A 24,444-nucleotide genomic window follows, 5' to 3' on the forward strand; every position below is an offset into this window, starting at 1 on the left:
TTTGCTTTTAGTTGTTAGACTTTTTTAAATACCATTTGCCAAAGAGCCTTTTTGCCGATTGGTTGCCCCCCAGGTTAAGGCACAGTGCCGTGGCATTGATACTCTCAATACGCTGGGACAATTCCCTACCATTGTCTAAGGTTATATTAAGACTGGTTTGGTCGCTTAAAAGCTGCCAGGTACCGTGTACACTTTTTTCCTGGTTGATTTCAAGAATATAGGTGCCGTTGGCCATGAACGTAATCTTGCGCTTGCTGAAGGAGTTCTTTATACGGCTTTTCTTAGCACTGTCCAGGCTGTTGTAATAGGCCATGGATTGGGACCGGATGTTGTCTATGCTCTTGTTAAAATCCAATGTCCAAGTACCCAAGAGCATTTCGGCATTGCTAGTACCTTGCTGTGCCCCTGCTAAATGGACTGTGGCCAACATGAATATTATGACTGTACTGTTTAATAGATGTCTCATTTGGTGTATGTTTTGGTATATATTATTGTATTGACTTAATGGTTTTTAGTGATTATTGTTTATAATGGTATTCGTTTCTGCTCAAGATTTTCCCCTGGGCATCTTTTACATACTCCAAGCGGTTGTAAACATCGTACTCGTAGTACATGGTATACCCCTTGGGATCGGTCATGCTGGTCATGCCTATGAGTGGATTGTAGGTATAGGTAGTTACCATGGCATTGGGCAATCCTGTCCTAATTTTGTTCAAGATTACAATCATGGAGGCTTGGCTATAAGTACCGTTTTTTATATTAGTGAGTTCTGTGCTATTTAAGGTTGCCAAAACGCCACTCTCAGTTGCATTTTCTACTTTAGCAACTGGGTATGCCTCGTTGTATCCCCAAAGGTATACTGCACTTGTGCCGTCAGCCTGTTTGTATTGAGTAAGTTTTCCTTTATTATTATATTCTTCAAATTCAACTTTCTTTTCGTAGCTGGTAGAACCTCGCTTTAAAGTTTTAACATTCAGGGGAAGGTAAGTACCTGCTTCTGCTTGGAAGTTATTTATTGTACCACTTACAATACTACCATCTACAGTGGTTTCTGTTTTTAGAACGGGATTAATAATATAGTCTGTTACCATTCCTGAAACGATTGTGGAACTTGTTTCATCATTGGAGGTTACATCCTGTGGGTATTTGTTTGTTGTTATAACAGTGTCTCCAAGACTATTTGTGGTAGTAACCTTGGTTACATTTTTATGATCTGAGTTTTCATAATCGTAATTGGTAGTGGTAACAACAGGATTGTTGCCATCTTTATCATAGACTGTCTCTGTAACGGAAGAGGTAACCCACCATTCTGAAACATTATCATAATACCTTAAACCCTCTTCTAGGTCACCTAACCAAGCGGCATCACTAAATGGTACATTGTAAAATTTGATGCCTTTTATATAATCATATTCTTTTCGTAGATAACTATTAACCGTCTTTTTTAAGGTTACGCCTTGAGAATTTTTTTCTTTAACCGATAAAAGCTGCCCATTTCTTGGGTGGAACATATTGGGCAATTCTGGGAATTCCGGATCAAGAAGAACACCATACTCTTCAGCATCAAATATTTCATTATAGTATTCATAAGATGTAGAACCTATATCCCCATTTAAGCCCTCTTGTACGGTAACCATAGTATATCCTATTACATTTGCGCTGGAATAAAATCCAGGGGGTATACATGAGTTTAATGTTTTAACTTCATATTCACCTGTTAAAATCCAAGTAACATCAATTTCAGACTCCCATTGATTGGATCCTATGGTATATCCTGCATATTTAATTTCTTTTTCATAATGGGTAAGCGGACTGGTTAACAACTCTCCAGAACCAGAACTGGTTTCTGCCCCGTCTACGGTATATATAAAATGTTTTAACCCAACCTGTGTGTCGTTATGATCGTAATTAGTAATATTCTTTATTCTAAGCCCCTTTCCTTTATTAGCAGTTCCTGTGAGCAATTGATAAGATGCCTGTAAGTAGGCTTCCTCTCCAGATTCATACCCTGTAGGGAAAGCGGCAACTTCCATAGTATACGTCCCAGCAGCTAAAGTTGTTGTATAAGTAAGTTGCGTAGGCGTAAAAGAATGCAAAAGTACTCCCGAAGAATTTTTCAACCGGGCTACAACCGTATAATTGGGATCTGAAAACGTTGTGTATGCAACAAAATTAACTGAAGTTGATGTATTTAATGTAAATGTTTCTGTTGGTTCAATGACATGGTGTTCTGGATCTGGATCGGTATAATCTAACCATGCCAAGGGCATTATAGTTGTATAAGTATTATTAGCTGAGGTAAAAGCATGTGGCTCATACTCAAATTCTGTCTTTCCCTTGGTTGGATATGTCATCGATTTCAACATCCCACGTTTTACGTATGATCCGTTGGTATCACTACGCTCATCTGGAATAGGATTTGTTGAGAACGGATAGGTATAATACCCTAGCTCATCATATTGGGTTGAGTATTTACTTGGTAAAGTATTGGGGGTTTCATATTCAAAGGTATATTTATTGTCGGGGTTATCGTCCATTTGGATGGCTTCCAACTTTAACCGCTTTTCATAATAATTGGTCTTTTGAGTATTAAAATAGTCATGTGATAAACTTATGGTTTTAACCAAATTATTCAAGGTGTCACTTACCTTAATGGTAGATAGCTTTTGGGGTTTATCAGAAACCGACGAAACTTTTTCAATATCGTTCCTATCTGATGTTGTAAAATCTATGTATCCATTTTTAAAGGTTATCTTTTTTAGATAAACATCCAATATATGCTGTCTTGAAACCAAGTGGTCTGTATGACTGTAAACAGCTGGGACAGTTGGTCCAGGATCACAATTTGATGGAGTATAAGAATACGAAAGCGTATTTTGATCTAGCGTATAACTTCTTTGAGTTTTGGTAATTAAACTTAGACTTTCTCCTATGTCGTACTCAAAAATAATTTCATCACCATTTGGGGCTATTATGCTATCCAAATACCAAGAAGTTACAGGTGATAAATTACCTTGATTAAAAGATGTTAGCCCTACTATATTAGAAAAGTCATTACCAGTAATATTTTTAGTATACTTGTTAAATGTAATCTCTTTGGTGCCAAATGTATAGACTGTTCCATCCGGGGTGGTTACTTTAAAAATAGTGCTGGAGGCACTGTATTGTGTTTCTATTTTGAGATTATTACTTTTTACACAAAACTTTTCACCATTAATGGCGCTTTTATCAATAATAAAGGTGCCTGAATAACCACCAAAATTATAGGAGAAAATATCTGGTTCTGCATCTATACCACCTTCTTGAACACCAGCGTAATAGGAGTGGTTTGTTATTGTATTACCTGTGGAAACATTGCTGTTATCGCCACTACCAACTGGTGGTAAGACTGGATAATTGTAATAGCCCCATCCACTAAAATCATCACCTCCTCGAACCACGCGTGAAATGACCCCCCCTGCTGATAAGGACCACCCCAGACCAACCCAACTGGCATCTTGTGCTACCCGTAGTCCTGTGGATTGGTAAGATATGGTTATGGGTAGTGTTAAACTGCCCGATTTAACCTCGTACAGGGGTATGGAAATGTTGGGTGTGCCTGTATAATATCCAACGGGAATATCTCCAAACTGCCCAAGTGAAGCTGCTGTGGGCGATGGCGGAATAGCCTCGGTATTATCCAATTGGCCAAATGTGGCCATGGACAAGAGCATAAAAACAAGTAAACTTGATTTTTTTAATAAGGGTGTTTTTAATAATTTCATGACTTTAGTGAGTATTTGTAATTCTTAATTTTTTAGATTTAGTAGTAATGTCTCAACTTCTTTAAGACGCGCATTCAATGCTTTATTTATTTCAGCCTGCTCTTTTAATTGCTTGTCCTGCTGGATGGTAGATGAAGTGGTTGTTTTATTTAACATCTTAATGTGGTTTTAATTAATATTCAATTTTAGCACTTTTTTTTTAATTGACAGTAAGGGTTATCCGCAAAATAAGTAAGGGTTAATCATTACTTTTTTACGGTAAATCTGTAAAAATATGGCTGGTAATATTTAGATTTATAGCAAAATGAGGAGAGGTATTTAAAATATTAGTATGCTATAACACCGTATACTATTTCCTTGTAAATTTGTGCTAATGCATGATAATCTATTAATTAAATAACCAAGTTTAGGTGAAATACTATGATTAAAATTAACCAAGCCCTAACAGTACCAGATTTTGAAGTAATAGCCAAGTTGGCCGATAGTATTTGGCGCGACCATTATATACCTATTGTGGGGAAGCCACAAATAGATTATATGCTTGATACATTTCAGTCGGTAAGTGCTATTGAAGACCAAGCACGTAACGGATTTGAATACTTTATAATTCTTTACAATAATGAACCTGTTGGGTATATTGGTTTTAAAAAAGAGCCTGAAGTATTGTTTTTAAGCAAGATATATGTTTTTAAGTCGCATCGTGGTAAGGGCATAGGCAAAGCAGCCTTGCAATTTGTTGAAGACAAAGCGAAGCACTATCAGTTAAAAGGGGTACGGCTTACTGTAAACATTAATAATATTAGTTCTATTAAAGCTTATGAAAAATGGGGGTTTGTTAACAACGGCCCTTTGGTAACCGATATTGGTAATGGCTTTATTATGGACGATTATGAAATGGTTAAATTAGTAGTTAGTAGTTAGTAGTTAGTAGTTAGTAGTTGGTTGTTAGGTGTAAAGCCTTAAGCCTTAATTAATAAAGTCTTTAAATTCGTTCTTCCAACCACTTCCTAAACTCATAAAAATTTTGTGGGGCTACACCATGGCCTACTGGGAATTCAGAGTACTCATGGGCTATGTTTAACGCACTTAAAAAGGGTGGTGTTTGTCTTGCCCAATCAACAGGAATTACTTGGTCTACACTGCCATGCGAGCAATAAAAATCTAAATGGGTATAATTGTAATCATGCAGGTCTTTTGGCAGGATGTCTTGGTTAATATAACCACTTAGCGCAATAATGTTTTTAACTTTTTTAGGGTAAGTTAATGCTACAGCATAGCTTAAAATACTGCCTTGGCTAAAGCCCAAAAGGGACACGTTGTTTTTATTTACAGGGTAGGCCTCAACAGCTTGGTCTATAAATTCAGCAATTAAATCTCTAGACTGTTCGGCTTGCTCGTTATCGTTCCATTTTCCTTTATCGGCATCAAAATTAATGGCATACCAAGCATTACCGTAGGGTTGCATGGAGTAGGGAGCCCGTACGGAAATAATAAAAAGCTCCTTGGGCAATTCTGATGCAAACGAAAACAGATCGTTTTCATCACTGCCATAGCCATGCATCATGATAAGCAATGGTGCATTTTCGGTTAAAGAGGATGGTCTGGTAATATGGTATAGGGGAAGCGATGTGTTTGTCATTTATTTTCCAATACTTGCAAACCATTTTTGGAAATACTCACCCAATAAAGGGACTGTTTGAGCTTTTCCGCCAATGGCATTAATAAATCCGTAAATAAACAATACGCCAAAAAATATCCAAAATCCTAAGGTAGCTAGCCAACTGTTGGCTGCACTAACAACCCAAGCCAGTATAAAATAGGTAAGCCAAAGCCCAAAGGATTGCCTAATGTGAAAACTGGCAAAATCATTTTTCTTGTCGTTGTTCATAAAGTAAGCTATAATGGTACCTATAATAGTAAGGTAGCTTATTATAGCCAAGCCTTTACCTTCTTCAATGTCGTTTGCTGTCATAACTACAAATTTAAATACATATTATTATTTGATATAATACCGTACACAGAGCCTTTTAACGGTTCATTTTCAAAAATGGTGTTTTTGGATTTAGAAACCACTTTATCTATCGTGAACGTATGTTTAGCATCTGGGTTAAAGAGCGTTATGTTACTATTGTTGCCAATGGCTATAGGCAAAGATTCTATACCAAAGCGTGTTTTACCTTTGGTTAAAATATCGATGGTCTTTTTGGTGGTAAATAGGTTTTGTAAGGTGCCAAAAGCACTTTCTAGACCTATGGTACCATAAGCGGCATGGTCAAATTCTACTTTTTTGTGCTCAACATCCATAGGGTTGTGATCGCTGGTAACCATATCTATGGTGCCATCTTTAATACCGGCTATAAGGGCTTCTACATCGGTTTGGCTTCGTAAAGGAGGTAACACTTTAAAGTGGGTGTTAAAATCGGTTATGGCCGTATCGGTATAATACAGATTGTGTATGGCCACACTACAGGTAACATCTAAATTTTTGTCTTTTGCTTCACGAATGAGTGCCACAGACTTTGCTGTAGATATGGTGGGGATGTGCAATTTGCCGCCCGTATATTCAAGTAGGAATAAGTCGCGAGCCACTTGCATCTCTTCGGCTAAAGCGGGAATACCTTTTAAGCCCAACTGCGTACTGGTAACGTGCTCGTTCATAACTCCAAGGCCAGCAATTTTGTTTTCTTGGGGGAACGAACATACAAGTCCGCCAAAATTGCTCGCATATTGCAGGGCAATTTTCATAAGGTTAGGATTGGTAATGGGGGCTTTATAGTCGTAGAATGCTACAGCACCCGCCGTATGCATGTCGTACAGTTCTGCCAGGTCTTCGCCTTTACTACTTACGGTAAGGGCCCCAATGGGCAATAAACTAACGGCATGGTTGGCTGCTTTTGAGGTAATGAAAGTAATATCGGTATTGCAATCAATAACAGGGTGGGTATTGGGGTTCATGGCCACCGCAGTAAAACCTGAAGCTGCTGCTGTTTTTAATCCGTTTTTAATGGTTTCGCGTTCTTCAAATCCGGGTTCTCCAAAACACACACTGCTATCAAACCAACCTTGTGAGATATGAAGGTTGTTATAGGTTACTACTTGATACTTGTTTGGATTTTTTAGGTTACTGCCAATCTTGGAAATCACCCCATTTTCAATTAATAGATCTTGAGTGGTATTGTGAAACTCACTTTTGGGATCTATGATGGTGGCAGATTTTATTAGTATGTTCATTTAAAGTATTTTAAGATGCCCATTTCAATAATCAATAGCGTTAGTGCAAAAATAACAAACCATTTCCATAAGGCGTTAACTTTTGTGTCACTTTTTATGCTATCAAAAACTTCGGCAATGGAATTGCTTACAGATATATTATTTAATGTGGATAGGTTTTGATATACCAGCTCACTTTCATTTCTATTGTAGTTATAGCTAACGTTTTTTATGTGTTCATTTTTATTGTTTATGGAATAAGTGGTGGCAACTGTAGGAGTTTCAAATGTAGTAACAACCACTTTTTTATTTAGGGATTGTTGTTTGGGAATGATGTTTATACCCTTAGCTACTAAAGATAAAATGGCATCCTGCTGTAAGGTGGTTTCCACATCAAAGGTGTTTTTGTTGCCTATGGTATAGTAAATCTCAGGAATCTTTAAACTATTGGTACCTATATTATATAGAGTAGGTACAATAAGCGGTGAGTTTTTAAAATTGGAGTTATCTCTATTTAAGGCAGCAGTAAACACAAAAATAGTATTACTTTGAAACAAGAAAGGTTTTCCGTCTTCAAATTGAAGCGCAGCCGAGGGAGTGTTTGAAGCTATGGTGTAATAGCTGTTTACTTTGGGGTATTGAAAATTACGGACTTCTTTTTCAAAAACACCATGATTGTACAAGGGGTGCGAATAATTAATAGTAGTGATACGTTTTTCATTGGCAATGCGGGCAGTGATATTGGAAGCATATTGAATGAGTAAGTCGTTATAGGATGGTATGTTAGCATTTGTTGCAGGCACAATCACAACAAAACCACCTTGGTTGGTAAAGGCTCTTAGGGCCGCTACCAAGGCATTGGGGATGGTCTCTAATTCGTTTAAAACGATAAGATGTTGCTGTTCTATAATATTATAATTCAACTGATTGCTAGCTGTGGCAGTATAGTTAAACTCATCTGCTGAAAAAATGCGTTTTAAAAAGGTGTCGTCTTGAGCGTTTATGGCCAGTACATTTATTTTGGTACCTGCGTTTATATTAAAATAGAGGGTGTTGTCAAATTGCAGACTGGCATCTTCTATGGTGATTTTACCATTAATGGTTTGATTGACAGGAAGTGTAAATGTGGTCTCAGCTTCCTTGGTTATAGTTACAGATGTTTTTGCTATTAATTGGTCATTGTTAAATAAGGACACTGCCATATTATCGATAGGGGAGCCACTGTTTTTTAAGCGTACATGCAGTAAGATGGCCGTAGCATTAGTTTCAGAAATATAAGCCGTATCAATAGCTACATTGTTTGTGTTTACGGGGCTTAACTTAACAATGTGTAAGTTAACGAGCGAATCGGTAGGTATTTGCCACGGATTGTTTTCTTCTTGAAAATCTGAGATATATACTAAGTTCTTTAACACACCTTTTTGCTTACTGAACAAGGTTTTGCTCTTTAAAAAAGCGGCTTCATGCGATAGGCTGTTTGCTGCATAATCCAATTGCAGTAAATCATTTTTAATGGCTTTTATATTGGTGTTTCTAAAGGTATTGTTATTTGTAACCAGTGTAAAAGGTTCTGTTTCGGGTATGTTGGCTATTAAATCCTGTACTGCACGTTTTAAGAGTTCGCCATGATCGCCCTTAACCTGCATACTAAAGGAGTTGTCTAGGTAAACAATGGTTTCTTTTTTAGTGTTAAGCGCCTTATGGTTTGTGGTAAAAGGCTGTGCAAAGGCTAGCACTATGGCAGCCAGTAATAAAAGCCTTGTAGCTAAGATTAACCACTTTTTTAGTTGGGAGCTTTTACGGGTTTGTATGGTAACCTTTTTTAGAAAGGCAACATTGGTAAAAGGTACTTTTTTAAAGCGTCGGAGTTGAAATAAGTGAACAATAATAGGGATGAGCAGTAAAAATAAAGCATAAAGAAGTTCGGGGTGTTTAAACTGCATACCTTTTTAGATTTGTCAAACCTACATAATTTTTTTTAAAATCAAATCAGCAAAAGAAAAAATAATCTTCCATCGGCTTCATGCCCTGCGTTTTAAAATAAGCTTTAATAGCATCTTGCGCCTTTGGGTTGGCAACGGTTACAATGCTCTGTGGTGTTTTAATAGTCTCTAAATCTGTAAACGGCCTTAATATTTGTCCATAAACCATTTTTCCAATCTTTTTAGGATTGTCACAAATCCATTCAAAAGGAATATGCTTATCTACTAAACACTTGGCAATTGTTTTGCCTTTCCACCCAGCACCCCAAATAACCAATGGCCTGGCATTATCATACTCTAACATTAAAAAGTAATGCAATTTAATATCCAGAAAAGTATTTTCGGCATAATTGGTATGGGTACGTGAGGTGCGTGTTTGGTAATCGCGCCAATAGTGCAAAATGTTTTCACAAGGAATAACTTTTAGCCCATGTTTGTAAAACCGAAACGTTAAATCATAATCCTCGGGATAGCGGTTAGGATTAAAGGCATCTACAGCTATTAAGTCCTCACGATGCAACATCCAACAGGGGGAAGGTATAACGCATTCCTTATAGATCTCGGAATAGTTACTACCTGTTTTGGTTAATTGGTTTAACCAATCTTCATATTTTTTATAGCCATCACTTATGCCATGTTCAGAAAAATAAGCTACCAGTCCGGTTGCTACATGCTGTTTGCCGGCTTGTAGTAGTTTGCCAAGCAAAACCTCCAACTTGTTTTCAGGCATCACATCGTCACTATCCATGCGGGTAATATAATCACCAGAACTAGTTTTAAACGCCAATCGTAAAGCCTCAATAATACCTTGCCCTGTATTTTTTAATAAGGTAATGCGGTTGTCTTCTTTGGCATAACGCGCAACCAAATCATAACTACCATCGGTAGAACCATCATCTACAATAATGAGCTCCCAATGGGGGTAGCTTTGGCTTTGAATGGAAAACAAACAGTCGTCCAAAAAAGCCGCAGTATTCTTAAAAGGCGTAAGGATGCTAATTAAAGGTTGTTGCATTTGGCGAATATACACAATTAAGCTTTTTAACAAAACCTTAAGAGGTGTATCTGTAACATAGTGGTATTTTGGTCGTCAATTTAAAAATTATTAAAACGAATTTGATGAATACTAAAACCTTAGCCGCACTATTTGCGGGTATTATGTTAGCTAGTTGTGGAACTTCAAGAACATCTAGCAATGATTTGGCCGTAAGCTTACCTATAGAAACATCGATAGATTTAACACAAGTACAAAACGATAAGGCTCCTGTAACCATTGATCCAGGACGCTTTACAACAGATAAAGTGACCTATAGATTGCCCAGAGTGGTACAAGGCACTTATTCGGTAAGCAATTTTGGAAAGTATATTGCCGATTTTAAAGCGTTTGATTACAAAGGCAATGAAATGCTTGTTGTGAAGGAAGACGTAAATACGTGGACCATTGCCAATGCAAAGCAATTGGATAAAATTACCTACTTGGTTAATGATACTTTTGATATTGAGGAAGTGGGTGGTATTGGCCATGAGCAACCGTTTTCGCCTTCGGGGACTAATATTGAACCTACTAATTATGTGCTTAATTTACATGGGTTTATTGGGTATTTTGATTCTTTAAAGAACAACCAATATAAATTGGATGTAACAGCACCAGCAGATTTTGTTCGTACGTCTGCATTGCAAAATGTGGGAACCACCACAAGTCCAGATGGCACCAAGGTAACGACAAGCTATTATGCACCCCGCTATTTTGATATTACAGATAACCCTATGTTTTATGGCGATTTAGATGTTGAAAGGTTTAAGGTAGGTAATATTGAAATTGTTTTAAGTGTATATTCTCCCAATAAGGTGCATTCGGCAAAATCTTTAAAAGAAACCGTTTATAAGATGATGCAAGCCCAAAAAATATTCTTGGGCGACATTAATTCTACTCCCCGATACGATATTTACCTGTATTTATCTGATGGCAGTGAAGGCGCACCAAAAGGCTTTGGGGCATTGGAGCATCATACATCTACCGTGGTTGTGTTGCAAGAAGATATGGATGAAGCTGCTTTAGCAGAAGCTATGATTGATGTGGTATCGCACGAGTTTTTCCATATTGTTACGCCTTTAAGTGTGCATTCTGAAGATGTTCATTATTTTGATTACAACAACCCAACCTTCTCTAAACATTTATGGATGTATGAAGGGGTTACGGAGTATTTTGCCACTCTATTTCAAGTAAACCAAGGCTTGGTTGATGAAAACGATTTTTATAATAAGATTGCAACTAAAATTAAGCGCTCTAAAACCTTGGATGATGCCATGAGTTTTACCATTATGAGTGAAAATGTTTTAAAGGAACCTTATAAAGACCAATATTTAAATGTGTACCAAAAAGGTGCCTTGATAGGCATGTGCATTGATATTTTAATGCGTGAAGAGAGTGATGGCCAACGCGGTATTCTATCTTTAATGAAAGAACTATCCAATAAATATGGTAAAAACAAACCGTTTGATGACGATACCATTATTGATGAAATTGTGGCTATGACGTATCCATCATTGCGTGAGTTTTTTGATATGCATGTTATTGGTGATGTGCCTATTGACTATAACGAGTTTTTTAATAAAGTAGGTTTGGAATTGGGTGTAGGTAGAGTTGAAACCAATTATGTGATGAATGGTGTTGAATTGATATTAGGTGCCAATCCGGAAAAAGGAGAAGTCTTCTTTACGGAAATGGTAAATGACAATAGTTTTTGGCATGATAATGGGGTACAACCCAATGATGTTATTAAATCTGTTAATGGTACGGCAATGACCATGGCCAATGCCAATCAACTTTTACAAGGTATGTTTACATGGAAACCAGGTACCGATATAGAAGTAGAACTTAATAGAGATGGTGAAGAGGTTGTAATAAAAACCACTACCACCAAATCGTATACAACAGGCGAGGGTATTATGGAATTACCAGATGCTACGCAAGAACAAAAAGCCTTACGTGAAGCTTGGTTGAAAGGCTAATGTCTTCATATTGTCAGCTTGAGCGCAGTCGAAATTGAAAGCCAGAAAAGGCAAACACTTCAACTGCGCTCAGTGCGACAATTAATTATTGTATAGAATCCGTTAAACTTTCCATAAAAGCAACCAAATCGTTAATTTCTTGTTTGCTTAAATTTAAGGGGTCACTTGGCCAAGTCTGCAACTCCAAGTCCATACCCAAACCATTACCACCACCACGATTATAAAAATCTATAACACCTTCTAAGGAGGAATAAACACCATTATGCATATAAGGTGCTGTTTTGGCTATATTGCGTACAGTAGGTGTTTTAAAGAAATGCTTTTTTTGTACCGTATTATACACATGGTAACGCCCTAAATCGACATCTATTTCAGCCTTAAGAGTATCCTGTGTTTTTGGAACACCAATGAGCTCCATTTCACTTTCCTTATATATAATGGGCACAGTACCGTTAAAGGTTGGCGGAAAATGACAGGTGGCACATTTGGCCTTTCCCATAAAAATATTAAACCCATTTATTTCTGAAGGGGTCAACGTTTCCAAATCACCATTAATGTTTTGGTCAAATTTAGAGTTAAAGGGCGTAAGGCTTCTTATGTAAGTGGCTATGACATGTCTTATATTGGCCTGCGTTACACTGTCTCTGTATAGCTTTGAAAAGGATTCACTGTAATGTTTTTTGGTTTTTACAACCGTTTCTAAGTGATTTAGGTCACTATGAAATTCATTGGTGTTGTTAACAACAGACACAATTTGGCCTTCAAGACTGCCCGCTCGGTTATCATAAAAGAATTTTTTCTGTAATGCAGCGTACAATAGGGTAGGACTGTTTCTGGTAACGCCCTTGGAAATTTTTAAGCCATCTGTAAAATAGTTATCTGCTTGGTGACAGGTTGCACAGCTAATACGATTGCCTTTAGATAGAGCTTTCTCATAAAACAAGGCTTCTCCAAGTGCTATTTTAGCCTTTGGTAGGCTATCAAATGTTTCAGAAGAGAAATAACTCATGTTAAACGTTTGCTTTGAGAATAATGAAGTCGTATCATTATTAAGAGCTAGTGTATAAGGAAATTTAACATGCCAATCTTTCTTGGTTTTCACAAGAAGTTCCAATTGTTGGTGTGTATGGTTTTTTATAAAGCGAAAGCGATCAAAAGTATTAAAATCGCTATCGAGAACCATCTGGGTTTGGGTTATTTCCAAAGTCCATGCATCGTATAAGGCTTCCGTTTTAAAATTGGATTTATACGTTTTTAGAATATCCAGAATGGTTTGGTAGGCAATGGCCGATTCGCTTAAAGCATGCTCCAAAACAGGAGAGTCAAATCCTGTAATACCAGTTAGTGCAATACGGGCTATTTCATCACGAATTAACCAAAGTACATGGTATGCCTTAAACTTTAAGTGGGTGTTACTGTGTATAAACGCCAATCGGTTTTTGGTTTTAAGGGCTATACGCTGTATATCTTGCTTGTTATAGGGCGTTTCGTGTATAAGCTCTTCTATAACTTGAAAGCCAAATGGATTAAGAATTTTTATGTCGGTAGCATCTTCTTCTTCAACTTTCAGAATGTTGGGTTGGTTCAATGCTTTGTAATTCTCAGGATCAGCAAAAGCCAAAATAGGTTCACAAGCTTTAAAATGGTGCCGTGCCTTTAAATAATGTGTTAAGGCTACTTGTTTATCTGTACAGTAGCTTAGAGTATCCAAATACAACATGCATTGGTTTAAATGGTCTTTATAAGTAGACTCTAAGCTGTCTAATGGGTCGGTTACTGTTATGGTGTGTGTTTCTTTTTTACAAGAACTTGCTAAAACAGTAAAAAGACACACGAAAATAACGTGTGCCTTTTTAAATTTTAAAAAGGGTTTAAGCATATATTATCTATCTAAACCTTGAATTAAATAAAGCATACTACCTTCTCTTGAATTTCCTAGGTCTGGGTTTGCCTTAGGGTCGGTAAAAGAAGATCCGTCTGCAGGCACCCAACCGTGGTTTTGTGTAATTAATAAAAAGGTATTATCGTAATCTACAATATCTGAAATATCAATCATACCTGTAATTTCCCAAGCGGAGTTGGTAGTACCATAACCAGCTGCTGCCGCTGCTGTTTGGTCGCACTCCAAGACGGTTTTTAGTTCACCTGTATTTAGGTTATATTGGTATAAGCTGGCAAAGTGTTGCTTGTCTGGTGTATCGAAGTATCCGTTTGGATCTTCTTGTATATAGATGTAATTTTCGGTAGCTAAAATGTTATCAGGACTGTGAAATGCCTTGGCTTTACCATCTACAATATCACCATCTAAAATACAGGTAATGGTTCCTGCTTTTGTAGGATCGTTTTCGTTTAGTACCACTTTGTAAACACGGCCATAGAATGTTCCTTTTCCTAATAAACCATTTTTTTTGCGACCTGTAACACAAAAATAGATTTCTCTATTGTTTTCAGCAGAACCGCGTCTCCAATCAATATCTTCTAATCTTGAAAAGCCCATAACGCCTTTTGCTTTGGCTTCGGCATCCAGTAAGTCTATATTGGTTTCATTTAAAGCCACAAACTCTATAGGGTACGATTGTCCTTCTACCATTTCAGCTTCATAGGTAATGGCTGCATCGGTTACTTTTAAACCGTATAATTGCCCGCCATATAAATCGCCATGGTTTCCAACATACATCCCCAACTGCCCTGAAGGCGTGCTGTCATCAGAATGATCATCTCCAATAAACGCAACCGTTTTACCTGGAAAAGCGTCTTTACCAATTACAACAGCATTTTCGGTAGACCATTGCCCGAAAGCAGATAATAAATGTGATACACTGGCTTCTTTAGTAGTTTTGTAAGGATCGGTTAAGAATACACCTTTTGAAGAACCGCCCCATTCGCCACCAGAAAGGTACAAAGGTCCAAACCCATGCTCTTCAGGTGAAATAAGCGACCCCGAACATTGTGCAGTACTTGCAGTTGCTTGGGCATTTAAAATATATTCACCACGTACGGGCTTAAAAGTTTTGTCTAATGTTATTCTAGCTATGGAATAATCGGCTTCAATGTTATTGATCAATGTGTATTTACCATTGGTTTCTCTTATAAGTCCGGCACCATCGGCCATACTTCCATATACGAAATCTGCAGACTGTTGTAAAACATCTTCAGACGATAGTAAGGTATTTACGGTTACATTGTTAAAACCTGGCTTTAAATCTAAGAAACTTGGTGTTACAGAATGATTAACGAACGCAATACCATCCTTTTTTTTACTAGAAGAAGCATCAGCACTTAGTAGGTCGTTTTGGGTTTCTGCAATATCCTTATCACAAGAAGTAAAAAGTGCTAAAGCAGCAAATGTTAATACCATTGAATTTTTCATTGAATATAATTTTAGTGATTATTTGTTTAGGGTAAAATTATCCTTAATAATCCTCAATGATGTTATGGGAACTTTGGCTTTAAATGAAGAATTGGTTACCTAAATGTTAATAATTTAAACAGAATATTAACGGAGTGTTCAGTAATTAAAAACCTTCAAAAACCCCAAGGCCAAATAAAGCAAAATCATACTTCACGGGGTCGTTTGGGTCTAGTTTTCGCAGTGATGTATCCAGCTCTAATAAGGCTTTTGCATCGTTTTGTTTTCTTTTTAACAGCCCTAATTTACGTGCAACATTGCCGGAATGTACGTCTAACGGACACGATAGTTGGGCAGGTGAGAGGCTAGGCCAGATACCAAAATCTACTCCAGTGTGGTCATTGCGAACCATCCAACGTAAAAACATATTAATACGTTTTGCAGCAGAGTTTTTAAGTGGGTCGCTTACATGTTTTTGGGTTCGTTGTAAATGTGGTACTTCAAAAAATAGGTTTTTAAATTTAGAAATGGCTCCTTGCATGGAATGGGGTTGTGCATATTTGGTAAAAACGGCTGCTAAACCGTTATGGACTTTATATATGTGTTGTAAGGAAGTTATAAATTGCATGGCATCGTTACCATTAAAGGTACGGTGCACAAAGGGCTGTAGCTTCTCCAGATCGGTTGTTGTGTGATTGATAACAAAATCATGGGGAGCATTGTCCAATAGCTCCATAAAGCGCTTAGCATTATTGATAATGCTTTTTCGGTTACCCCAAGCAATGGTGGCCGTTAAGAAGGCAGCAATTTCAATATCTTCTTTTAGAGTAAATTGATGTGGTATTTGAATGGGATCACTTTCTATAAACCTGGTATTGTTATATTGGTTAACCTTGGTATTTAAAAAGTCCTTTAGCTCTAATGCATTCAATATATCCAAACCTTTCAACTTCTACTATCTAACTTCTAACATCTAATATTTTAACCAACCCCTGTGCTATTTAATCTTTCCATCTACCATAAGCAGTTTTCTATCTGCCAAGTTCGCCAGTTCTTCATTATGGGTAACAATAACAAAGGTTTGCCCAAACTCATCACGTAGTTTAAAAAATAGACTATGCAGGTTTTCGGCACTTTCACTATCAAGGTTACCAGAAGGCTCATCGGCAAAAATAAGATCGGGGTTATTAATAAGGGCCCGGGCAACAGCAACACGTTGCTGCTCACCTCCTGAGAGTTCATTGGGTTTGTGGTTATAACGGTGTGACAAGCCTAAAAAATCCAAAAGTTCTTTGGCACGGCTTTCAGCTTCTGTTTTCTTGGTTCCCTTTATAAATGCAGGCAAGCATACATTTTCCAATGCTGTAAACTCTGGTAGTAGTTGATGGAATTGAAAAATAAATCCAATATGCTCATTTCTAAATTTGGCTAAGGCCTTATCGTTTAATGTATTTATATTGGTGTTGTTAATATTTAGCTCAAAATTTTCCTTGGAGGATGCCCTATCTAGCGTTCCCAATATTTGTAACAAGGTTGTTTTTCCAGCACCAGAGGCTCCTACAATGGAAATAACTTCTCCTTTTTTTACATGTATATCCACGCCTTTAAGGACTTGTAGGTTGCCATAGAATTTATGAATGTTCTTTGCTTGAATCATGACTGTAAAATAACAGCCGTGAATTTACTACATTAAGCTGTGATGTACAATTATGAACCGCTTTTCTTGATAAAAGCTTTTTTAAGACTTGAATAATCTATAAAATACTGGATACGTAATGAAAAAGTATTTTCTATGGGTTGTTTAAATAAGGTGCTTAAACTAGTGCTATAAGAATCGGTTGAAGCATTGTCTATATTGAACAGTTGATTTCTAAACAATGCAGTTAAAAAACTACCTGGAGCAAATTGCCAAGAGTAATTAAGATCTAAATTCCAAGTATTATAATTAATGTTTGGATTCTTTTCTAAGCTATCAGTTGTGTAACCTGAGTTTTGGTTTAAGCGCCCGTTATTTTCTAGTGTAAAAAACTGTTCTTTATAATTGACAACAGACCAATAGTTTCTAAAAGTCAATAATAAACCATGAAACGAATTGAATATATAATTAGCAGAAAAGCTATTTATATAGGTTTTCCTGTTGCGCTCACCAAAAACAATATCATCATTAACTGTTGCAGTATAGCCTCTATCGTTAAACGCTTTATTAAAATCAAAGGAAAGTTTTACCAATAAGTTTTCATTAAAACGGATTCTTGGACCTATCCCAAACCAAAAATCATTTGAGTCTCTATTTTTTTCAAAAAAAGTAGCGCCTCCAATATTGGTATCTATAGCAAACGTGTTATTGTAATTTGATGAAAACCAAATATTGGAATTTATTCTGTTTTCATATATAAAAAAGCGCCCTTCGGTTCTTGGCTCAAAATAATCATATTGTTTACCTACTTGAAAATTAATATTTCCTCCAAAATCGTGTAGTGTTTTAGTCTGTGCATTATATGCAAATCCAAAATTAGTACCAGTATAGGCACTTGGACTTGCCAATCTTTTATAGTTTATAAAAGTACCAATGTAATACCTGTTTAGTTTTTTTGTGGGCTCAAAAACCCTGTAGGACATATCAAACCCAAAGTTGTTATAATTATTTCTTAGTAACAACCCTAAGTCATTAATATCATATTTGGTGTCGGCATAGCTATGATCAAAGCTGTACCTAAGATTGCCATGTGACTTTTTGGCTGCAAAGAAAGAACTTAATCCTGTGGAATTGCCATCGACTGAGTTTAGGCTACTCATTTTCACTTCGCTAAAAATATTATAGGTATTTCTTTTGTTCGATATGTCCATAATTAACCCTGTAACGTTAGCATCTCTAAAATGGCCATTTCTTGTAACATTGGTATTTATTAAGCTTATGGATGAGTTTTTGTTGAATTGTTTATCTAAAACCAGAATATTATAATTGGCTATAGGTTCAACAACTTCTTCCCTTATTTCTCCAGTAACACTGTCTCTTATGGTTGCTTTTGTTTTTTCTGTGACGGTATTAAATATCCCTACCCCAAATCCGTTTTTTGTTCTACCAGAAACTTTTACAGCATTTAAAACCTTAACAGTATTGGGGTAATCTTTTAGTTCCTCATTATTGTTTAGTGTTACTTTACCAGTAGGACGACTACCAATACGTCTTGAAAAAAACAAATCTCCTTTACTAAATAAATCAACACCTTCGGTAAAGAATTGGCGCTGTTCTGAGTAAGTCTGCTCAAAAGGGCCTAAGTTTAGCTCCAGATTATCAAATCCTGCTTGGCTAAAATCAGGAATTAAAGTTGCATCTAAAGTAAAATTTTCAGTAATTCCGTATTTTACATCCAAACCAAAATTTAAATCTGTATTTGTTTTTCCCTTGTAGGTGTTTACTAGTCCAGAAGTAAATGGATAAAAGCTCAATCTGGTAGGCGATTCGATATTGTCCAAACCTTTAAGCTCCCCATGATACAGACCAATGTTTCCTATTGTTCTGTCTATTGGATTCCATGAATATTGAGACCGGTGCCTTCTAAAATGCCTGTGAAATTGTAACCCCCAAGTTTGTACTTTTTCATTTGAAAACCGAAGTGCTCTATAGGGTATTTTTACTTCAACAATCCACCCATCATTTACCATGTTTACTTTACTTTCCCATACAGCATTCCATCCAAAATCTTCTTCAATACCCGGATTTACAATGGCATCGGCTTGGGTGCCCGAACTTAATATGAAAAACTCAGTATCGTTTTGCGCATCGTTATTAGGGTTTATCACAATGCCAAAAAAATCAGATTGTCCAAAATTATCCCTTGTGGTAAATTGGCGCATTATTTTTGTTGGATCATCATATAAATAAGCTCCAAAATAAATGGCATTGTCATCATAAGTGATTTTTACAATTGTTTTAATGCCAATGGTGTCTTTTAAGTTCATTTCTGGCTTAAATTGGGTAAAGTCTTTGGCCTCATCGGCATTTTCCCATGCTTCGTCATCTAAAACACCATCAATTTTTGGTGCTTTTAATGCGCGCTTAATTGTATATGATTTTTTATTTTGCCCGATAGCAAAATAGTTACATGCAAGGAAAAAGGAGATTAATAGATAAAACCTCATTGATTTTGATTTGATTGATGTTAAAAAGCCACAAAAATCATAAATAGGTTGCTGTGCCTAACAAAAATAAATTATGTAGGGTTCGTTTTTCATAATTTAAAGTTAAAAGTTTCTTCATATGGGCTTTTCTATGTTGAACATTAAAAATTTACTTAACTTTAAAAGCTATGAATTATGGTTTTAAGTAGTTTATAATAAAAATAAATACCAACTTTGTTACAGTTTATAAAATACTCTTAAACTTAAAAAGTTATAAGCGGCTTATTTAAATAAGTTATAAATCAAATTAAAGTATGCAATACAAGAATTTTGAAGAATATAACATGCAGGTTACTGAAGATGTTAAAAATAGATATAAAAGCATCATTGAAGACTTGGGTGAAAATGTAACACGCGACGGTTTATTAAAAACCCCTGAGCGTGCTGCCAAAGCTATACAGTTTTTAACACAGGGCTACCACCAAGATCCTGTTGAAATCCTTAAAAGTGCTATGTTTAAGGAAAGCTATGACGAAATGGTGATTGTTAAAGATATTGAATTGTACTCATTGTGCGAACACCATATGCTTCCTTTTTTTGGCAAAGCACATATTGCCTATATACCCAATGGTCATATCGTGGGGCTTAGCAAATTGCCACGCGTGGTAGATATATTTGCTAGGCGTTTACAAGTTCAAGAGCGTTTAACCGAACAAATTTTAGATTGTATAAATAATACGTTACGACCACAAGGTGTTGCAGTTGTTATAGAAGCATCGCATATGTGCATGATGATGCGTGGTGTGCAAAAACAAAATTCTATAACTACTACATCTGGGTTTAGAGGACAGTTTGAAAAGATTGAGACCCGAAATGAATTCTTAAAGCTTATAGGGAAGTAGCGGTATGATGGACGGCATGAACAAATACAAAAAGCTGATTTTAGGAATTATATTAGATGCCATAGGTTATGTGTCTTTTATGATTCCTGGTGTTGGGGAGTTTGCCGATATTGTTTGGGCGCCACTTTCTGGTTGGCTCATGACAAAGTTGTATAAAGGGAAACCTGGTAAAATAGCGGGGGTTGTTAACTTTGTTGAAGAAGCATTACCAGGGTTTGATATTATTCCCACTTTTACTTTAATGTGGTTATATACCTATGTATTTAAGAGAGAGCAGAAATCTTAGATAATAATCCCATAATTATAAAGAGGGGTTTGAAAGTGTTAAAACATTCTTTCAAACCCCTTTTTTTAGTAATTTAAAATTGTACTACAAATGATAGGTGAAGCCAATATTAATATTTGTACCCATATTATAGATGTTATCGGGCTTTAAGCGCGATAGATGATTTATATAGGTTTTGTTTGTTAAATTGGTTCCAGACAGGGTAATGGTAGCTTCATTTTTAAACAAAGAAAAAGTGCCTCCAAGCCCCACACTTAATAGATTGTAGCCAATACTTGGAGTTTCAAATGCACTTACGTTATTTTGTTTGAAGGTAGACATCAATTTTACAAAGGCATAGCCGCTTTTTAGCCATGGTCTTTCAAATTCTACCCTTAAAATGTTTGTTAGTGAATTGGCAGGGATAAGCGGTAAATAATCTCCATTGCTTTGTTTGCCCGTAACAGATTCAAAATTTGTTTCAATATGGAACCAGTCGAGTGGATGGGGGTGTATATGTACGCCAATCTCACCTCCGTATAGCTTGGCATCGTTTTGTTGGTAAATAAATACGGGGTCTTCTCCAACAGTCATACCGTTAGGAGACAGGTAAATGTAATTGTTAACCTTGTTGTAAAACCCATTAACATATAGCTCTAAATGGTCGTTTTTGTATTCTAGGGCTATGTCCGTTTGGAAGTTTTGTTCGTATTCTAGGTCTGGGTTTCCAATTTCATACCTATTGGTGCCTTCATGAGTACCGTCTGAAGTCAATTCGGCCAAGTTAGGTGCTCTAAAACCCGTAGCCAAATTAATGCGCGCTGTTAAATGGCTATCTAAATTGAATTTAGCTCCCAAGGCACCATTAAAACTATTAAAATGTCTTTGCAATCCAGATGTAACAGCTATCTGCCTATTATCGTAACGCGCCCCAAGTTGTATATCTAAAGATTCAAAATGAACGTGCGAAACGCCAAGAACTCCAAAATCATTTGTTGTGGCATTCGGAATTAGGGTTTCTTCACCATAATTGGTGTTTACTTGATTCATGCCTTGTATGCCAAAAACGGTTTCAAACTTACCTAGTTTGGGCATATGGTATTTTATATCGTAGTTTGCCGTTTTAAGTTTCATATGAAGGGCAGCTTCCAAGGTTTCATCGCTATGGTCTTCCGCTTCTTCGTCTTCTTCGTTTTCTCCTTCCTCATGATGGTGTTCTTCAAATTCCTTTCGGTCATTGTATATATACCCTAAATTGATATCTAATTTAGAGTTGTTTAAGAACCATGTGGATTTAGAGCTGAATATATGATTGGTAATATTTTGATAAGGCATTTGCGGAGCCTTTCTAGTGGTTTGTTGTGCAATTTCTTCGGGAATACCCAATTTGGAATTGTTAACATTATACCTAAAATCGGTTTTAAAGGCATTGGTTTGATAGCCTATTCCTGCTTTAAAATCTTGTTCTCTAAAACGTGTATTGGTTACACGGTAGGTGTTTGTTTTATAATCGGCATGTTCGGTTAAACTCCCCCTAAACAAGAATTTAAAACGATTGGTAGAGGTTTTGTAACCCGCATTGGTATTAAAGCCCTGGGTATTACTAAAATAGTTGCCACTTACATCACCTGCAGAAGTATGTGCCTGTGCAAACCTTTCCGGATTTAAATACAGTACACCACCAAGTGCATCACTACCATAGAGTAAGGAGGCAGGTCCTTTAATAACTTCAACACTCTCAATGCCAGAGGCACTAATACCCAAACCATGTTCGTCACCAAATTGCTGGTTTTCCAGTCTAACACCTTGGGTATAAACCAAAACGCGGTTAGAGCTAAGGCCTCGTATAACAGGTTTTCCTATGCTTAATCCTGTAGAAATGCTTTCTACACCGGGTATATTTGTAATGCCATCTGCTAAATTTACAGCACCATGGGCTTTTAGGTTTTTTATACTTTCTTGCTCCACTTTCATAACATTGTCGCTTTGCAACTTATGAAAGGGTGTTGAAATAATAATACCTTCCATCTCAATGGCCGAGTGTTTTAGTGCGATGGTAAGAAGGGAATCATTAGATGTGTTTATTTTAACCGATTGGGTTTCATAACCAAGGTATGAAATAAGCATGGTATAGTTTCCAAGCGGTAATTCATTGATGGAAAAGCGCCCTTCTTCATCGGTAGAGGTCCCTTTTTCAAGTTCTGTAATATAAATATTTACAAAGGCCAAATGCTCTTGTGTATTAGCATCTACAACTTGACCTTTTATTGTGTTTTGAGAATATAAATTAGTAATTGCTAGCCATAGCAATATGTTTAGTATAATACGCATTATATATATGTTTAATTTAAAAAATAAATGGATACTGAATGGTATTCAGTTTAACATGATTATTTAAATTAAACCAGGCGGGCCGCGAAGCGCTGTTTGTAAGCGTTGGTATTTGCTAAGGAATTGATACTGTGATACAGCTTGTAAAGGTTGTTCTTTTGGAACAAATAAAGTGACTATAAACTGCGGTAGCGTATAGGAATTGTTTAATTTAAACTTGTAAAAACTACAATCGATATTTAATTCGTGCAAGTGGGTGGCTTTTTCCCCAAAACAAATATCATGTTTGTGGTCTGCAAACATGTGTGCAAACTTTTGAACCGTTGGCGCCAATAAGGTAACCGCCAACAGGAGCGTTAATACTTTAAAAAGGATATGTTCTTTAATTGTTTGCACTAATTTAAAAAACGTTTAAGGCCGATGCGCTTGAGCATCTTTTTTTCAAAGTTCCAGAAAAATTTATATTGACCAAATACCCAGCCAAAAAAGACAAGCATGAATTGGTACATAACAAATAATAGGATGATGCGTAATACCCAATACCAAAAACCTCCAAAGTTTTCGGAAGTAATACTTAAGAAATTTAAAATGGGTTTTCCTATGTATGAAGCCGACGAACCTGTAATGGCAAATACAATTAAAATAACAATAATTTGCCAATTACTATCAATACCCCAACGTTCTTTTAATTTTTTCAAAAAAGTATCTATTTGGATGCAAAAATAGTTAAAAGGGATTTAAATTCTAGGAACAAATCCAGCTAATCTTTGTTTGTAGGTAAGCTGGAAGTAAATAAAATAATTGTAGAGCTTATAATTTACTTCGTAACCATAATCTATACCCTGTTGGTAATCTATTTGCATTTCGTATAAATTAGGATTGTACACTTGAGGTTGCAGGACTCTATTGTTCCATTCGTTTACATAAATAATATTCCTGTTTTCTAGGAATTGTTGTGAATAAAAACCCTCTGGGCGGGCTCTGCTTGCTAGCCAAGAATTAAATCCGGGTTCTATAATAATGATTTCATACTCCAATTCGTCATTGGCTATAGTTACGGTATCATTATCTTTAACGTTAGCAGTTCTTTCATCTTTGGGGGTTGTGGTGTTTTTTGTGCTATGGCAACCTAGTACTAAACCACAAATTAAAAGTATATATATAAGTGTTTTCATTTGTATAGTAAATTTACTATTGAAAATACAAAAATTATTCCACACTTAAAACCGCTGCACGTTAATATGCTTATATATTAATATTATGTAAATTAAAAAGAACTATAATTTAGCTTTTTTTCGTATATTATATAAACCCTAATATTTTAGAGGTCTTCCCGAAGTTTCCAAATTATTGTAGTATTTATTAAAAAATATACTAGTATTATTTTAAAAAAATAGTACTATTTTTTATGTATAAATACTAGTATTTTTATAAAGTTTCTAAGTGAAAAGCATAAAAACCCTAAGCATGAGATGTAAAGTTTATGCGCTTAGATTATAAAAAAGAA

21 protein-coding genes are annotated in these 24,444 nt (G+C 36.2%); 4 read left to right on the forward strand and 17 right to left on the reverse strand.

Annotation, left to right across the window (positions count from 1 at the left end):
- Window positions 1-7: 7 nt before the first annotated feature.
- The 3 genes from AC5SR4_RS13545 to AC5SR4_RS13555 are packed head-to-tail and all read right to left on the reverse strand — an operon-like array spanning window position 8 to window position 3,920.
- Window positions 8-466 carry a hypothetical protein gene (locus AC5SR4_RS13545; RefSeq protein WP_495356808.1) on the reverse strand — a complete coding sequence of 153 codons (459 nt, stop codon included), beginning with the start codon at window positions 464-466 and terminating at the stop codon, window positions 8-10.
- Between the two features lie 52 nt (window positions 467-518).
- Complete coding sequence (locus tag AC5SR4_RS13550; protein ID WP_495356809.1) at window positions 519-3,764, reverse strand: RHS repeat domain-containing protein; 3,246 nt, start codon at window positions 3,762-3,764, stop codon at window positions 519-521.
- Window positions 3,765-3,788: 24 nt separating this feature from the next.
- The gene (locus tag AC5SR4_RS13555) at window positions 3,789-3,920 is read right to left on the reverse strand and encodes a hypothetical protein (RefSeq protein WP_495356810.1); all 132 of its coding nucleotides are present in this window, start codon (window positions 3,918-3,920) and stop codon (window positions 3,789-3,791) included.
- Window positions 3,921-4,184: 264 nt separating this feature from the next.
- On the opposite strand from AC5SR4_RS13555, the gene AC5SR4_RS13560 reads away from it, so the two are divergent.
- Window positions 4,185-4,685: a GNAT family N-acetyltransferase gene (locus AC5SR4_RS13560; protein WP_495356811.1), complete on the forward strand. Its 501-nt coding sequence runs from the start codon at window positions 4,185-4,187 to the stop codon at window positions 4,683-4,685.
- Between the two features lie 61 nt (window positions 4,686-4,746).
- Here the strand turns inward: AC5SR4_RS13560 and AC5SR4_RS13565 are convergent, their stop codons facing one another.
- Genes AC5SR4_RS13565 through AC5SR4_RS13585 form a run of 5 tightly spaced genes read right to left on the reverse strand, consistent with a single transcriptional unit; the run spans window position 4,747 to window position 9,971 of the window.
- Window positions 4,747-5,403, reverse strand: coding sequence for an alpha/beta hydrolase (locus AC5SR4_RS13565; RefSeq protein WP_495356812.1), 657 nt, complete (start codon window positions 5,401-5,403; stop codon window positions 4,747-4,749).
- The gene (locus AC5SR4_RS13570; RefSeq protein WP_495356813.1) at window positions 5,404-5,736 is read right to left on the reverse strand and encodes a magnetosome magnetite crystal formation protein family; all 333 of its coding nucleotides are present in this window, start codon (window positions 5,734-5,736) and stop codon (window positions 5,404-5,406) included.
- 2 nt (window positions 5,737-5,738) lie between these two features.
- Window positions 5,739-6,995, reverse strand: a complete 1,257-nt coding sequence (locus AC5SR4_RS13575; RefSeq protein ID WP_495356814.1) for a dihydroorotase — start codon at window positions 6,993-6,995, stop codon at window positions 5,739-5,741.
- A complete protein-coding gene (locus tag AC5SR4_RS13580; protein ID WP_495356815.1) occupies window positions 6,992-8,917 on the reverse strand; it encodes a BatA domain-containing protein in 1,926 nt (641 codons plus the stop codon). The genes AC5SR4_RS13575 and AC5SR4_RS13580 overlap by 4 nt, the downstream gene beginning before the upstream one ends.
- Before the next feature lie 46 nt (window positions 8,918-8,963).
- Window positions 8,964-9,971 (reverse strand): glycosyltransferase family 2 protein, encoded by a 1,008-nt coding sequence (locus AC5SR4_RS13585; protein ID WP_495359192.1) that lies wholly within the window; start codon window positions 9,969-9,971, stop codon window positions 8,964-8,966.
- 104 nt (window positions 9,972-10,075) lie between these two features.
- On the opposite strand from AC5SR4_RS13585, the gene AC5SR4_RS13590 reads away from it, so the two are divergent.
- On the forward strand, window positions 10,076-11,968 hold the full coding sequence (locus AC5SR4_RS13590) for a M61 family metallopeptidase (protein ID WP_495356816.1): 1,893 nt from the start codon (window positions 10,076-10,078) through the stop codon (window positions 11,966-11,968).
- Between the two features lie 85 nt (window positions 11,969-12,053).
- On the opposite strand, the gene AC5SR4_RS13595 is transcribed toward AC5SR4_RS13590, so the two are convergent.
- The 5 genes from AC5SR4_RS13595 to AC5SR4_RS13615 all read right to left on the reverse strand — a co-directional run bounded on the left by AC5SR4_RS13595 (window position 12,054) and on the right by AC5SR4_RS13615 (window position 19,460).
- Window positions 12,054-13,847: a cytochrome-c peroxidase gene (locus tag AC5SR4_RS13595; RefSeq protein WP_495356817.1), complete on the reverse strand. Its 1,794-nt coding sequence runs from the start codon at window positions 13,845-13,847 to the stop codon at window positions 12,054-12,056.
- A gap of 3 nt (window positions 13,848-13,850) precedes the next feature.
- Window positions 13,851-15,338 carry an alkaline phosphatase PhoX gene (locus AC5SR4_RS13600; protein ID WP_495356818.1) on the reverse strand — a complete coding sequence of 496 codons (1,488 nt, stop codon included), beginning with the start codon at window positions 15,336-15,338 and terminating at the stop codon, window positions 13,851-13,853.
- Between the two features lie 145 nt (window positions 15,339-15,483).
- Window positions 15,484-16,248: a TIGR02757 family protein gene (locus AC5SR4_RS13605; protein ID WP_495359193.1), complete on the reverse strand. Its 765-nt coding sequence runs from the start codon at window positions 16,246-16,248 to the stop codon at window positions 15,484-15,486.
- Between the two features lie 66 nt (window positions 16,249-16,314).
- Complete coding sequence (locus AC5SR4_RS13610) at window positions 16,315-16,974, reverse strand: ABC transporter ATP-binding protein (protein WP_495356819.1); 660 nt, start codon at window positions 16,972-16,974, stop codon at window positions 16,315-16,317.
- Window positions 16,975-17,024: 50 nt separating this feature from the next.
- A complete protein-coding gene (locus tag AC5SR4_RS13615) occupies window positions 17,025-19,460 on the reverse strand; it encodes a DUF5916 domain-containing protein (protein ID WP_495356820.1) in 2,436 nt (811 codons plus the stop codon).
- 293 nt (window positions 19,461-19,753) lie between these two features.
- Here AC5SR4_RS13615 and folE point away from each other — a divergent pair, with 293 nt between their 5' ends.
- Both folE and AC5SR4_RS13625 read left to right on the forward strand, forming a co-directional pair.
- Window positions 19,754-20,341 (forward strand): GTP cyclohydrolase I FolE, encoded by a 588-nt coding sequence (folE, locus tag AC5SR4_RS13620; RefSeq protein ID WP_495356821.1) that lies wholly within the window; start codon window positions 19,754-19,756, stop codon window positions 20,339-20,341.
- Between the two features lie 16 nt (window positions 20,342-20,357).
- Window positions 20,358-20,627, forward strand: a complete 270-nt coding sequence (locus AC5SR4_RS13625; protein WP_495356822.1) for a hypothetical protein — start codon at window positions 20,358-20,360, stop codon at window positions 20,625-20,627.
- A gap of 84 nt (window positions 20,628-20,711) precedes the next feature.
- On the opposite strand, the gene AC5SR4_RS13630 is transcribed toward AC5SR4_RS13625, so the two are convergent.
- The 4 genes from AC5SR4_RS13630 to AC5SR4_RS13645 form a co-directional block, all read right to left on the reverse strand.
- Window positions 20,712-22,937 (reverse strand): TonB-dependent receptor, encoded by a 2,226-nt coding sequence (locus tag AC5SR4_RS13630; RefSeq protein ID WP_495356823.1) that lies wholly within the window; start codon window positions 22,935-22,937, stop codon window positions 20,712-20,714.
- Window positions 22,938-23,000: 63 nt separating this feature from the next.
- Window positions 23,001-23,333, reverse strand: a complete 333-nt coding sequence (locus AC5SR4_RS13635) for a hypothetical protein (RefSeq protein WP_495356824.1) — start codon at window positions 23,331-23,333, stop codon at window positions 23,001-23,003.
- On the reverse strand, window positions 23,333-23,635 hold the full coding sequence (locus AC5SR4_RS13640) for a DUF6787 family protein (RefSeq protein ID WP_495356825.1): 303 nt from the start codon (window positions 23,633-23,635) through the stop codon (window positions 23,333-23,335). The genes AC5SR4_RS13635 and AC5SR4_RS13640 overlap by 1 nt, the downstream gene beginning before the upstream one ends.
- 39 nt (window positions 23,636-23,674) lie before the next feature.
- Window positions 23,675-24,112: a DUF6146 family protein gene (locus AC5SR4_RS13645; protein WP_495356826.1), complete on the reverse strand. Its 438-nt coding sequence runs from the start codon at window positions 24,110-24,112 to the stop codon at window positions 23,675-23,677.
- Window positions 24,113-24,444: the final 332 nt, after the last annotated feature.

Source organism: Aestuariibaculum scopimerae, assembly GCF_059428085.1.

What these genes read in the sequence shown, in the direction of transcription:
- AC5SR4_RS13545 (WP_495356808.1), bottom strand. Translation starts at nt 466, where the DNA reads ATGAGACATCTATTAAACAGTACAGTCATAATATTCATGTTGGCCACA.
- AC5SR4_RS13550 (WP_495356809.1), bottom strand. Translation starts at nt 3,764, where the DNA reads ATGAAATTATTAAAAACACCCTTATTAAAAAAATCAAGTTTACTTGTT.
- AC5SR4_RS13555 (WP_495356810.1), bottom strand. Translation starts at nt 3,920, where the DNA reads ATGTTAAATAAAACAACCACTTCATCTACCATCCAGCAGGACAAGCAA.
- AC5SR4_RS13560 (WP_495356811.1), top strand. Translation starts at nt 4,185, where the DNA reads ATGATTAAAATTAACCAAGCCCTAACAGTACCAGATTTTGAAGTAATA.
- AC5SR4_RS13565 (WP_495356812.1), bottom strand. Translation starts at nt 5,403, where the DNA reads ATGACAAACACATCGCTTCCCCTATACCATATTACCAGACCATCCTCT.
- AC5SR4_RS13570 (WP_495356813.1), bottom strand. Translation starts at nt 5,736, where the DNA reads ATGACAGCAAACGACATTGAAGAAGGTAAAGGCTTGGCTATAATAAGC.
- AC5SR4_RS13575 (WP_495356814.1), bottom strand. Translation starts at nt 6,995, where the DNA reads ATGAACATACTAATAAAATCTGCCACCATCATAGATCCCAAAAGTGAG.
- AC5SR4_RS13580 (WP_495356815.1), bottom strand. Translation starts at nt 8,917, where the DNA reads ATGCAGTTTAAACACCCCGAACTTCTTTATGCTTTATTTTTACTGCTC.
- AC5SR4_RS13585 (WP_495359192.1), bottom strand. Translation starts at nt 9,971, where the DNA reads ATGCAACAACCTTTAATTAGCATCCTTACGCCTTTTAAGAATACTGCG.
- AC5SR4_RS13590 (WP_495356816.1), top strand. Translation starts at nt 10,076, where the DNA reads ATGAATACTAAAACCTTAGCCGCACTATTTGCGGGTATTATGTTAGCT.
- AC5SR4_RS13595 (WP_495356817.1), bottom strand. Translation starts at nt 13,847, where the DNA reads ATGCTTAAACCCTTTTTAAAATTTAAAAAGGCACACGTTATTTTCGTG.
- AC5SR4_RS13600 (WP_495356818.1), bottom strand. Translation starts at nt 15,338, where the DNA reads ATGAAAAATTCAATGGTATTAACATTTGCTGCTTTAGCACTTTTTACT.
- AC5SR4_RS13610 (WP_495356819.1), bottom strand. Translation starts at nt 16,974, where the DNA reads ATGATTCAAGCAAAGAACATTCATAAATTCTATGGCAACCTACAAGTC.
- AC5SR4_RS13615 (WP_495356820.1), bottom strand. Translation starts at nt 19,460, where the DNA reads ATGAGGTTTTATCTATTAATCTCCTTTTTCCTTGCATGTAACTATTTT.
- folE (WP_495356821.1), top strand. Translation starts at nt 19,754, where the DNA reads ATGCAATACAAGAATTTTGAAGAATATAACATGCAGGTTACTGAAGAT.
- AC5SR4_RS13625 (WP_495356822.1), top strand. Translation starts at nt 20,358, where the DNA reads ATGAACAAATACAAAAAGCTGATTTTAGGAATTATATTAGATGCCATA.
- AC5SR4_RS13630 (WP_495356823.1), bottom strand. Translation starts at nt 22,937, where the DNA reads ATGCGTATTATACTAAACATATTGCTATGGCTAGCAATTACTAATTTA.
- AC5SR4_RS13645 (WP_495356826.1), bottom strand. Translation starts at nt 24,112, where the DNA reads ATGAAAACACTTATATATATACTTTTAATTTGTGGTTTAGTACTAGGT.